Source organism: Streptomyces sp. NPDC055815 (assembly GCF_053616475.1).
In genome coordinates this window covers 74217-85948 of sequence record NZ_JBSHDU010000027.1, presented here as the reverse complement: position 1 = coordinate 85948, position 11732 = coordinate 74217, and the positions used below count along the sequence as shown (strand labels likewise).

The window sequence follows — 11732 nt, the reverse complement described above, 5'->3', positions numbered from 1 at the left end:
GAATCCCTCGGGAGGCGCCCGGCCGGGCCGGCGGACTCGCTCAGCTCTGGTTGAAGAAACCGTCCTGCTGACGCCGGCCCGTCTCGCCGCTGACGATCTGGGTGTCGGCGGGGGTCAGCAGGAAGACCCGCGTCGCCACGCGCTCGATCGAGCCGCGCAGACCGAAGGCGAGACCCGCGGCGAAGTCGACCACGCGCTTGGCGTCGTTCGGCTCCATCGCGGTCAGGTTCACGATCACCGGAACCCCGTCCCGGAAGAGCTCGCCGATGCCCCGGGCGTCCCGGAAGCCGTCCGGGGAGACGGTGGCGATCCGGCGGCCCCGCTCCTCGGCGGTGTCCGTGGCCACCCGGACCCGGGGGTCCGTCACCCAGGCGTCGCCGCCCTCGGCACCGTCGGCGTACTCGTCGTCGTAGTAACGCTCGTCGTTGTCCTCGACGAGTCCCAGCCAGGCACTTGCCTTGCGCACCGATCCCATGGACGCCTCCTTTCAGCGCGGTCACTTGTGGTTCCGCAATCCCTATCGTCGTCCATGATGCGGATCGCGCGCCAAGTGGATAGGCGCCGCGCAGGGGATTCGTGACGGTACTGGTGCAGAACGTGAGGGCCGTTTCCTGGCGATTCGTCAGGAAACTTGCGGTATGCGGGGCCTGACGGAGGGCCATGTAGCTGAAAATATGAAAGTCGGGCCACAAGGGTGACGATGGGCGCGTACGGGTGAACAGAGCCGCTCGCTACGATGCCGCGGGGCCGCCCGGCGGACCCTCGCCGCCCGCCACAGCGCACGACTCACGGGGGAGTCCTTGTTCGGAATCGTCAGACCCTGCACGCACCGGCTCACCGACGGACTCAAGACCGCGTGGATGGCCCACCTCTGCGGCCTCTGTCTGGCGCTCCGCGCCGACCACGGGCAGTTCGCCCGCGTCGTCACCAACTACGACGGGCTCATCGTCTCGGTCCTGACGGAGGCTCAGACGGGCGTGACCGAGGCCGGCCGCCGCACGGCCGGACCCTGCGCGCTGCGCGCCATGCGGACCGCCCCCGTCGCCCGCGGCGAGGGCGCCAGGCTCGCCGCCGCCGTCTCCCTCGTCCTCGCCTCCGCGAAGGTACGGGACCACGTCGCCGACCGGGACGGCCTGTTGGCCCGCCGGCCCGTCGCCTTCGCGGCCCGCCGCGTCGCCCGCTCCTGGGACCGGGCCGGGGCCAGGACCGGCCGCTCGCTCGGCTTCGACACCGCCGTCCTCGTCGACGCCGTCGACCGCCAGACCGGCATCGAGGCCCTCGCCGGCCCCGGCACCCCCCTGCTCGCCGTCACCGAGCCGACCGAGACGGCGACCGCGGCCGCCTTCGCGCACACCGCCGTCCTCGCCGGACGGCCGGGCAACGCGGCGCCGCTCGCCGAGGCGGGCCGCCTCTTCGGCCGCCTCGCCCACCTCCTCGACGCCGTCGAGGACCAGGCCGCCGACGCCGAGAGCGGCGCGTGGAACCCGCTCACCGCCACCGGCACCTCCCGCGAGGAGGCCCGCCGGCTCGCCGACGACGCCCTCCACGGCATCCGTCTCGCCCTCAAGGACGCCGAGTTCGCCGACGGCAAGCTCGCCCACGTCCTCCTCGCCCACGAACTCCGCACCTCGGTCGACCGCGCCTTCGGCACGACCAGCTGCTCGCAAGGGGCGCCGGGCGCGGGGCAGGGCGCCCCGCACGGCCACGGGCCGGTGCCGGGGAACCCGTACGCCGCCCCCCACGGTCCGGTGCCCGGCAACCCGTACGCTCCCGGCGGTCCCGGCGGCCCGGGCGGGCCCTACGCCCCCGGACCGGGCGGCCCCGGCGGCCCCGGCGGTCCGCTCCCGCCCGAGCCGCCGAACCGGCGCGGCCTGATAGCCGGCTGCGCCCTCTGGCTCGGCCTCGCCTGCACCTGCCAGATGTGCTGCGGGACCTTCGAGGACCCCTGGAGCCGCCAGCGGCGCGAGGGCCTCTGCCAGCAGTGCGACCCCGGCAATTGCTGCGACTGCTGCGACTGCTGCAGCAACTGCTCCTCCTGCTGCGAAGGGGACGGCTGCTGCGGCGACTGCGGGGGCTGCGACTGCGGCTGCAGCTGCTGACGCTCCCGCGAGAACCCCGGCGACCGCTACTTCGTCGGCGCCGGGATCTCCGGCGGGGAGATCTGCGACTTCTCGATGCCCGAGGCCGTCACCCCCCACTTCTTCAGGATCCGGTCGTACGTCCCGTCGGCCTTCAGACCGTTCACCGCCGCCTCGAAGGCCGGCGCCAGCGGGGTGCCCTTCTTGAAGGCGAAGCCGACGTCGAGGCGCCGGTACTCGTTGAGGAACTTCACGTTCTTCTGCTGCGTCACTGCGTACCGCACGCCGTTGATCGTGTTCATCACGACATCGCTGCGGCCCTGCTGGAGCGACATCCAGATCGCCCCGGGCTCGCTGTAGACGTTCACCTCGTACGCCGGCTTCCCGGCCTTCCCGCACCGGTCCTTGTTCTTCTCCAGGGTCCGCTCGAAGGTGGTGCCCGCGTTCACCGCCACCTTCAGGCCGCACAGCTGGGTGAGGTCGGTCACCGCCTTCAGGGTGCTGTCGGCGCGCGCGGCGAAGCCCTGCCCGTCATTGATGTACGTGACGAAGTCGATGGTCTTGCGCCGCTCCTCGGTCACGCCGAAGTTCCCGGTGCCCACGTCGTACTTGCCGCTGCCGAGCGCCGGCAGGATCGCCTCGAAGCCGACCACCTCGCGCTTCAGCTCCAGACCGAGGGCCTTCGCCACGGCGGCCGAGAAGTCGGCGTCCACCCCGACGACCGTCTTGCCGTCCGGCAGATAGGCGGAGCTGGGCGGGCTCGCCACCGAGGAGGCGATCGTCAGGCTGCCGCGCTGCCGCACCTCGGCGGGGAGCAGCTTCGCCGCCGTCTCGTTCTTCTTGACCGCGGCCACCACGTCCTCGGTCGGCAGCGCGCCCTGCGCTCCCGCGGCCCCGGCCGGGGCGGTCGCGGGCTCGCCGCCCGAGCAGGCGGTGAGGCCGAGCGCGGCCGCGGTGATCAGGGCGAAGGCGAGGGTGGTGCGTGCGGTGCCGGAACTCGTACGCGTTCTCATGGTTTCGGGTTCTCCAGGAATTTCTCGAACGGCAGCGGGCCGATCGACTCGGGATCGGCGGACACGTCGAAGAGCGGGCGGTAGCCGCCGGCCAGATAGAGGCCCTTGGCCTCGGGCTGGCGCGGCCCCGTCGTCAGATAGATACGGGTGTAGCCGCGGGTGGCGGCCTCCCGTTCGAGCACGGTGAGGACACGGCGGGCGAGGCCGCGCCTGCGGTGCGCCGAGTGCGTCCAGATCCGCTTCAGTTCGGCGGTGGTCTCGTCGTAGCGGCGGTAGGCGCCGCCCGCCACGGGCCGGCCCTGTTCCAGGAGGAGCAGGAAGGCGCCGTGCGGAGGGGCGAACTCCTCCGCCGGGTAGCGGTTCAGATCGTGCGCGGAGCCGTACCGGGTCGTGTACTCGTACGCCAGCTCGTCCAGGAGCGGGCGGGCCAGGGGGTCGGTGGTCGTGGTCCGGTGCACGGACAACGCGAAGGTCATGACGGTCCTTCAGGACGAAGGAAGGGAAAGGAAGGAAGGGAAAGGAAGGAAGACGGCAGGGAAGAGCGAGGGGAGGGGAGAGCTCAGGCGCTCACGAGGGGCCTGGGTGTGAAGGCGCCGCGGACTACAGCACGCGGGCAGGGAGAAGCAGAGGGTCGGCTCAACAGGAAGAGGACCACACGCGACCGAAGTCGATGTGGGAGCGCGTGACCAGCTGCTGCGGATGCATGGCCCCAGTGGAACAGGCATCCGTTCCCGCGTCAACCACGGTGAGACGTACGGCTCACAGTGCGGACACCCTTGACAGCGGGGCGTGTTGACCGCATAGCCTCGAAGGGCGGATCGGGCTGAGGGGCCCGGATCCGCGGCTCAGCGCGTGTGAAGGCGCACCCCCGTGTCCGGTCCGCCCTTCTGGCAACCACGGAGCCCTCGCATGTCCGCGACCCTCGTCAAAACCGCCTCCACGGCCCCGCCGGCCGAACCGCCTCCGCGCATCGTCCCGACCCGCCGGGCCGGCCAGTGGACCGCCGCCGGCGTCGTCCTCGTCCTGCTGGCCCTCGCGCTCGTCTCGGTCGTCCGCAACAAGGCCTTCCAGTGGGACGTCGTCGCCGAGTACTTCACCTCCGCGTCCGTCCTGCGCGGCCTCGGCCTCACTTTGTGGCTGACCGCCCTCGTCATGGTCCTCGGCTTCGTCCTCGGCACCCTGCTCGCGGTCCTCAGGCTCTCCGCCAACCCCGTCCTCCGCGCGGTCAGTTGGGGCTACGTCTGGTTCTTCAGGTCCACCCCGATCCTGGTCCAGCTGCTCTTCTGGTTCAACATCGGCGTGCTCTACCCGCAGATCCTCGGCGTGAACACGGTCAACCTCCTCGGCCCCGTCGCCGTCGCCGTCATCGGCCTCACCCTGCACGAGGCCGCCTACGCCGCCGAGGTCGTCCGCGGCGGCATCCTCTCCGTCGACCGGGGCCAGATCGAGGCCGCCGAGTCCCTCGGCCTCGGCCGGTGGCGCCGGCTCACCCGGATCGTGCTGCCGCAGGCCATGCGCGCGATCGTCCCGCCCGCCGGGAACATGCTGATCGGCACCCTCAAGGGCACCTCGATCGTCTCCGTCATCGCCGTCCAGGACCTGCTCTACTCGACCCAGCTCATCTACCACCGCACCTACGAGGTCATCCCGCTGCTCCTCGTCGCCACCCTCTGGTACGTCGCCGTCACCTCGGTCCTCGGCATCGGCCAGTACTACGTCGAGCGGCACTACGCCCGCGGAACGGCCGGTGCGCGATGAGCCCGCGCCCCTCCCTCGTGATCGTGGGCGCCGGGCCGCGGGGGACCGGCTTCCTCGAACGGCTCGCCGCCAACCTGCCCGAGCTGTACGGCGACGAGCCCCTCGACGTCCACCTCGTCGACCCGCACCCGCCCGGCCCCGGCCGGATCTGGCGCACCGCGCAGTCCCCGCTGCTCTGGATGAACTCCCTGGCCGAGGACGTCACGATGTTCACCGACGAGACCGTCGCCCTCGACGGCCCCGTCCGCCCCGGACCCACCCTCGCCGAATGGGCCGGCATCGACGGCCGCACCTTCCCCACCCGCCCCCAGCAGGGCGCCTATCTCCGCTGGGTGTACGAGCGGGCCCGCTCCGCCCTGCCCGCCACCGTCACCGTCCACGAGCACCGCACCACCGTCCTGCGGATCAGCGGCCCCCGCGACGGACGCCAGCGGGTCTGGCTGGAGGGCTCCGCCGTGCCCCTCCTCGCCGACCTCGTCGTCCTCACCGTCGGCCACCTCGACGCCGAACCCGACCGGGAACAGCGGGAGCTCTCCGCCTTCGCCGCCCGCCACCGGCTCGTCCACCTCCCGCCCGACTTCACCGCCGACGCCGACCTCGCCGCCCTGCCCGCCGGCGAACCCGTCCTCGTCCGCGGCTTCGGCCTCGCCTTCGTCGACCTGATGGTGCTGCTCACCGAGGGCCGCGGCGGACGGTACGAGGGCGAGGGCGACGAGCTGGTCTACGTACCCTCCGGCGAGGAGCCGGTGCTGCACGTCGGATCACGCCGTGGCGTCCCGTACCACTCGAAGATCGGCTACGTCCTCGACGGCGAACGGCCCCCGCTGCCCCGGTTCTTCGGCACCGCGCAGACCGACGCCCTGCTCGCCCGCCCCGGGCCCGTCCACTTCCGGCGCGACGTGTGGCCGCTCATCGACAAGGAACTCGGCTGGGCCCACTACCACCGGCTCCTCTCCGCCCACCCCGAGCGCACCACCCTCGCCCCGAGCGACTTCGAGAAGGCCTACGCGGAGGCCCCGCCGCGCTCGGCCGAACTCGCCGCCGTCGTCGCCGCCGCCGTCCCCGACCCCGCCGACCGGCTCGACCTCGACGCCCTCGACCACCCCCTCGACGGCATCCGCTACGACTCCGCGGAAGCCCTGCAACAGGGCCTGCGCGACTACATCACCGCCGACCTGACCCGCCGCCACGACCCCGCCCACAGCCCCGACGCCGCCGTCTTCGCCGCACTGCTCTCCGTCTACGGCCAGCTCCTGCGGCTCGGCAAGCGCCTCGAATCGGACGGCTGGTGGCACGGCTTCTTCAGCTACCTCGCCTCCGGCCCGCCCGGCCCCCGGCTGCGGCAGCTCCTCGCGCTCTCCCGCGCCGGCGTCGTCCGCTTCCTCGGCCCCCGGGTCACCCTGGAGACCGACGAGGAACGCGGCCTCTTCCGGGCCGCCTCCGCCGCCGCGCCGGGGGAGTGGACCGAGGCTCGCGCCCTCGTCGAGGCCCGGATACCCGAACCCACCCTGGAGCTCACAAGCAGCCCGCTGCTCCGCGCCCTGTACGAGGAGGGGACCCGCACCACCACCGACGGGCTCCTCGTCGTCGACCCCGCCGACGGCCGGATCCTGGGACACGACGGACGCCCGCACCCGCGCCGCTTCGCCCTCGGCCCGCACACCACCGCCCGCACCGGCAGCGGCTTCGCCCGGCCCCGTACCGGCGCACCCGCCTTCGGACAGAACGACGCCACCGCGCGGACGGCCCTGGCCTTCCTGCGCGACCGGGAGTGTCGCCTCCCCGCCCCGCTGAGCGCCTGACCGCGCCGCCCCTTCCTTGCCTGCGACCCGTTTCCGAGGAACCGCCATGTCTCTCACCAGCGATCCGCCCGTCACCGACCCCGTGACGAAGGAGCCCGAGCCCACCGCGCCCGAGCTCGTCGTCGTGCCGGTGCGTCACCCCTGGCGCTGGGTGGCCGTCGCCGCCACCGCCGTCCTGCTCGTCCAGTTCGCCCACGGGCTCGTCACCAACCCCGGCTGGGAATGGGACGTCTTCGCCGCCTTCTTCACCACCGAGACGATCCTCAAGGCCGTCTGGGTCACCCTCCAGCTCACCTTCTACGGCACCGCGCTCGGCTTCGCGGTCGGTCTCGTCCTCGCCTTCATGCGCCTCTCCGCCAGCCCGTTCCTGCGGTCGGTCGCCTTCGGCTACATCTGGGCCTTCCGCTCCATCCCGCTCATCGTCCAGCTGCTCTTCTGGTTCAACCTGGCCTACCTCTACAAGGAACTGAGCATCGGCATCCCCTTCGGGCCGAGCTTCCTCTCCTTCGACACGATGGGACTCGTCGGCGAGATGAGCGCCGCCGTCCTCGGACTCGCCCTGCACCAGGCGGCCTACGCGGCGGAGATCGTCCGCGGCGGCGTGCTCGCCGTGGACGAGGGCCAGCTGGAGGCCGCGGCCTCCCTCGGCATCCCCCGGCTCCGGCAGGTGCGGCGGATCGTGCTGCCGCAGGCGATGCGCTCGATCCTGCCCAACGCCGCCAACGAGATCATCTCGCTCTTCAAGGGCACCTCGATCGTCTCCGTCATGGCGATCGGCGAACTCTTCTACCAGGTCCAGGTCGTCTACGGCCGCAACGGCCGGGTCGTCCCGCTGCTCATGGTCGCCACCGCCTGGTACGTCCTGCTCACCACCGCGCTCTCCGTCGTCCAGCACTACGTCGAACGCCACTACGCGAAGGGGAGCGCCCGATGAGCTCCGTCACCGCCCCTGCAGAGCCCACCACCGCCAAGGTCGAGATCCGCGCCGTCCACAAGCGCTTCGGCGCCCTCCACGTGCTCCGCGGCATCGACCTCGACGTCCGGTCCGGCGAGGTCACCGTCGTCCTCGGCCCCTCCGGCTCCGGCAAGTCCACCCTCCTGCGGACCATCAACCACCTGGAGAAGGTCGACAGCGGCACCGTCGGCGTGGACGGCGTCCTCGTCGGCTACCGCCGCTCCGGGAACAAGCTCTACGAGCTGCGCGAGCGCGAGATCCTCAAGCAGCGCACCCGGATCGGCTTCGTGTTCCAGAACTTCCACCTCTTCCCGCACCTGACCGTCCTCGAGAACATCGTCGAGGCGCCGGTCTCCGCCCTGAAGCGGCCCCGCAAGGACGCCGAGGCCACGGCCCTGGCCCTGCTCGAACGCGTCGGCCTCGCCGACAAGGCGGCGGCCTACCCCAAGCAGCTCTCCGGCGGCCAGCAGCAGCGCGTCGCCATCGCCCGCGCGCTCGCCCTGGAGCCGAGCCTGCTCCTCTTCGACGAGCCGACCTCCGCGCTCGACCCCGAACTCGTCGGCGAGGTCCTCGACGTCATCAAGGACCTGGCCGCCTCCGGCACCACCATGATCGTCGTCACCCACGAGATCGGCTTCGCCCGCGAGGTCGCCGACACCGTGGTCTTCATGGACGAGGGCCGGATCGTCGAGCAGGGCTCCCCGGCCGAGGTCCTCGACAGCCCCCGTCACGAGCGGACCCGGGCCTTCCTCTCCAAGGTCCTCTGATTCCCTTTCACCCGTAGGAGCGTTCTCATGAAGACCCGTCGCGCCGTTCTCACCGCCCTCGCCTCGCTCACCGCCCTCGGAGTCCTCACCGCCTGCGGCGCGGGCGACGCCGCCGTCGAGCAGATCAAGCCGGAGGGACAGAAGGACACCGGCATCAACATCGGCCCGAACCAGAACCGGATCCACACCGCCAAGGTCGACGCCATCGCCGGCAAGCTGCCCGAGGCCGTCAGGAAGAGAGGCACCCTGATCCTCGGGGTCTCCGCCAAGAGCAACCCGCCGCTCGCCTTCCGCGCCACCGACGACACGACCCTGATCGGCGTCGAGCTCGACCTCGCCACCCTCGTCGCCGACACCCTCGGCCTGAAGCCCGAGTTCAACCCCGTCTCCTGGGAGAACCTCTTCGTCGGCCTGGACAGCGGCAAGTACGACGGCGTCTTCTCCAACGTCACCGTCACCGAGGAGCGCAAGGACAAGTACGACTTCGCGACCTACCGCCTCGACGACCTCGCCTTCGAGGCGAAGAAGGGGTCCGGCTGGACGGTGAAGGGACCCGAGGACGTGTCCGGCAAGCGGATCGCCGTCGGCAGCGGCACCAACCAGGAGAAGATCCTGGTCGACTGGTCCCGGCAGAACGAGAAGGCCGGCCGCAAGGGCGTCGACATCAAGTACTACGACAACACGACCGACTACTACCTCGCGCTCCAGTCCGGCCGGATCGACGGCTACCTCGGGCCCAACCCCACCGTCGCGTACCACGTGGCCTCCGCCGGACAGACCGAGGCGGTCGGCAAGTTCAGCGGAGCGGGCGCCGGACTCCAGGGCAAGATCGCGGCCACCACGAAGAAGGACAGCGGGCTCGTCGCCGCGTACGCGGCCGCGATCGACCACCTCATCGAGAACGGCACCTACGCGCAGGTCCTCAAGCGGTGGGGGCTGAGCACCGAGGCCGTGCCGAAGTCGGAGATCAACCCGCCCGGCCTGCCCCGCACCAAGAACTGACGCCGTCGTCGCCCTTCGGTCCGTCCTTGTAGTGAGAGAGACCTGTATGACCAGTACCCCACTTCACCTCGCCGCCGAGCTCGGCGGCGGCCCCGGGCCCGCCGACACCGCCTCGCGTACCGTCGCGCTCGCCCGGGTCGCCGAGGCCGCCGCGCTCGACTTCCTCACCCACGACGACTCCTTCGCCGGGCCCGGCCTCGACGCGCTCGCCGTCCTCGCCCGCGTCGCCCCCGAGACCCGCTCCGTCGGGCTCGTGCCGACCGTGACCACCACCCACACCGAGCCCTTCCACGTCCAGGCCGCCGTCGCCACCCTCGACTGGGTGAGCCGGGGCCGGGCGGGCTGGCGGATCGCGGTCTCCCCGACCGGGGCCGAGGCCCGGCTCCTCGGCCGGCGCCCCGCGCCGCCCACCGCCGAGCTCTGGCAGGAGGCCGGCGAGGTCGCCGAGGTCTCCCGGAAGCTGTGGGACAGCTGGGAGGACGACGCCGAGATACGGGACGTGGCCACCGGACGGTTCATCGACCGCCGCAAGCTGCACTACGTGAACTTCCAAGGGGCGACCTTCTCCGTCAAGGGGCCCTCGATCGTGCCCCGGCCCCCGCAGGGCAACCCGGTGACCGTCGTCGACGCCACCCGCCCCGCCGCCCGGGACACCGCGGCCCACCACGCCGACGTCGCCCTGGTCCGGGCCGCCTCGGCGGAGGAGGCCGCCGCCCTCCGCGCGGAACTGCACCGGGCCGCCCGGGCGCACGGCCGGGACCCCGGGCAACTGCGCGTGCTGCTCTCGCTGGTCGTCGATTTCGATGCGTACCAGGGTGGGCCCGGCGCGCTCGCCGAGTTGATCGCCGGCTGGCACGGGGGCGGTGCCGTCGACGGGTTCCATCTCGTGCCGGCCGTGCCCGAGCGGGATCTGGCGCGGTTCGCCGGGGAGACCGTGCCCCGGCTCCGGGAGCGTGGGCTGTTCCGTACGGACTACGAGGGCGTCACCCTCCGCGATCATCTGGGGCTCGTCCGGCCCGTCAGTCAGTACGCGTCGACGGGGGTGGGGGCATGAGCCGGGGCAGGAAGCAGATCCATCTCGCCGCGCACTTTCCCGGCGTCAACTCCACGACCGTCTGGGCCGATCCGCGGTCCGGTTCGCAGATCGACTTCTCCTCGTTCGAGCATCTGGCCAGGACCGCCGAGCGGGGGCTCTTCGACTTCTTCTTCCTCGCCGAGGGGCTGCGGCTGCGGGAGCACGCGGGGCGCGTCCACGACCTGGACGTCGTCGGCCGGCCCGAGTCGATCACCGTCCTGAACGCCCTCGCGGCCGTCACCGAGCGGCTCGGTCTGGCCGCCACGGTCAACGCCACCTTCAACGAGCCGTACGAACTGGCCCGTCGGCTCGCCTCGCTCGACCAGCTGAGCGCCGGCCGGGCCGCCTGGAACGTGGTCACCTCCTCCGACGCCTTCACCGGCGAGAACTTCCGGCGCGGCGGCTATCTGGACCGCGCCGACCGGTACACGCGTGCGGCGGAGTTCCTGGGCACGGTACGGGAGTTGTGGGACTCCTGGACCCCGGACGGGGAGCCGCGGCCCTTCGCGCACAGCGGGCCCCAGTTCCGGATCGAGGGCTCGTTCCCCGTACCGCGCTCTCCGCAGGGGCAGCCGGTCGTCATCCAGGCCGGGGACTCCGGTGAGGGGCGGGAGTTCGCGGCGTCGGCCGCTGACGTGATCTTCACCCGGCACTCGACCCTGGAGGCCGGGCGGGAGTTCTACGCCGACGTCAAGGGGCGGCTCGCCCGGTACGGGAGGGACCCCGGCGATCTGAAGATCATGCCGGGGGTGACGTACGTCCTCGGCGACACCGACGCCGAGGCGCAGGAGCGGGCGACCGGGATCCGCCGGCAGCAGGTCTCCCCGCAGAACGCGATCCTCGCGCTCGAGCAGATCTGGGGGCGCGACCTGTCCGGCTACGACCCCGACGGGCCGCTTCCCGACGTCGACCCCGATCCGGACTCCGCCCTCGTCCAGGGCCGGGTGCGGGTCGCCGACCCGGTCGCGGTCGCCAGGAAGTGGCGGGCGTTGTCCGAGGCCAAGGGCTGGTCGATCCGGCAGACCGTCATCGCGACGACGACCCGCCAGTCCTTCGTCGGTTCCCCGGCGACCGTCGCGGCCGCCCTGGAGGAGTTCGTCGCCACGGACGCCGCCGACGGCTTCATCCTCGTCCCGCACCTCACCCCCGGCGGGCTCGACGACTTCGTCGACCGGGTCGTCCCGCTGCTCCAGGAACGCGGGGTCTTCCGTACGGAGTACGCGGGCACCACGCTGCGGTCGCACCTCGGCCTTCCCGAGCCCGTATGGAAAGGTTGAACACC

At 72.1% G+C, this 11732-nt stretch carries 11 protein-coding genes; 8 read left to right on the top strand and 3 right to left on the bottom strand.

Translation table 11 applies throughout. The features are described from left to right. Positions 1–40: 40 nt before the first annotated feature. Positions 41–475: a cell division protein SepF gene (locus ACWGN5_RS19075; protein WP_351190572.1), complete on the bottom strand. Its 435-nt coding sequence runs from the start codon at positions 473–475 to the stop codon at positions 41–43. Between the two features lie 325 nt (positions 476–800). Between ACWGN5_RS19075 and ACWGN5_RS19070 the strand changes: the two genes are divergently transcribed. Continuing rightward, on the top strand, positions 801–2099 hold the full coding sequence (locus ACWGN5_RS19070) for a DUF5685 family protein (protein WP_453516472.1): 1299 nt from the start codon (positions 801–803) through the stop codon (positions 2097–2099). Positions 2100–2125: 26 nt separating this feature from the next. Here ACWGN5_RS19070 and ACWGN5_RS19065 read toward each other — a convergent pair whose 3' ends face one another. Next, the gene (locus ACWGN5_RS19065; protein ID WP_453516470.1) at positions 2126–3091 is read right to left on the bottom strand and encodes an ABC transporter substrate-binding protein; all 966 of its coding nucleotides are present in this window, start codon (positions 3089–3091) and stop codon (positions 2126–2128) included. Next, the gene (locus ACWGN5_RS19060) at positions 3088–3567 is read right to left on the bottom strand and encodes a GNAT family N-acetyltransferase (protein WP_453516468.1); all 480 of its coding nucleotides are present in this window, start codon (positions 3565–3567) and stop codon (positions 3088–3090) included. Before ACWGN5_RS19060 ends, ACWGN5_RS19065 begins: the two co-directional genes overlap by 4 nt. A 433-nt stretch (positions 3568–4000) precedes the next feature. On the opposite strand from ACWGN5_RS19060, the gene ACWGN5_RS19055 reads away from it, so the two are divergent. Genes ACWGN5_RS19055 through ACWGN5_RS19025 form a run of 7 tightly spaced genes read left to right on the top strand, consistent with a single transcriptional unit; the run spans position 4001 to position 11727 of the window. Beyond that, positions 4001–4849, top strand: coding sequence for an amino acid ABC transporter permease (locus tag ACWGN5_RS19055; RefSeq protein WP_453516466.1), 849 nt, complete (start codon positions 4001–4003; stop codon positions 4847–4849). Then, on the top strand, positions 4846–6651 hold the full coding sequence (locus tag ACWGN5_RS19050) for an FAD/NAD(P)-binding protein (protein WP_453516464.1): 1806 nt from the start codon (positions 4846–4848) through the stop codon (positions 6649–6651). The genes ACWGN5_RS19055 and ACWGN5_RS19050 overlap by 4 nt, the downstream gene beginning before the upstream one ends. Before the next feature lie 46 nt (positions 6652–6697). Beyond that, positions 6698–7585 carry an amino acid ABC transporter permease gene (locus ACWGN5_RS19045; RefSeq protein WP_453516463.1) on the top strand — a complete coding sequence of 296 codons (888 nt, stop codon included), beginning with the start codon at positions 6698–6700 and terminating at the stop codon, positions 7583–7585. Next, complete coding sequence (locus ACWGN5_RS19040) at positions 7582–8373, top strand: amino acid ABC transporter ATP-binding protein (RefSeq protein WP_453516461.1); 792 nt, start codon at positions 7582–7584, stop codon at positions 8371–8373. Before ACWGN5_RS19045 ends, ACWGN5_RS19040 begins: the two co-directional genes overlap by 4 nt. A 27-nt stretch (positions 8374–8400) precedes the next feature. Continuing rightward, on the top strand, positions 8401–9375 hold the full coding sequence (locus ACWGN5_RS19035; protein WP_453516459.1) for an ABC transporter substrate-binding protein: 975 nt from the start codon (positions 8401–8403) through the stop codon (positions 9373–9375). Positions 9376–9421: 46 nt separating this feature from the next. Beyond that, positions 9422–10429 (top strand): LLM class flavin-dependent oxidoreductase, encoded by a 1008-nt coding sequence (locus ACWGN5_RS19030; protein WP_453516457.1) that lies wholly within the window; start codon positions 9422–9424, stop codon positions 10427–10429. Next, complete coding sequence (locus ACWGN5_RS19025) at positions 10426–11727, top strand: NtaA/DmoA family FMN-dependent monooxygenase (RefSeq protein ID WP_453516455.1); 1302 nt, start codon at positions 10426–10428, stop codon at positions 11725–11727. Before ACWGN5_RS19030 ends, ACWGN5_RS19025 begins: the two co-directional genes overlap by 4 nt. Positions 11728–11732 lie beyond the last annotated feature (5 nt).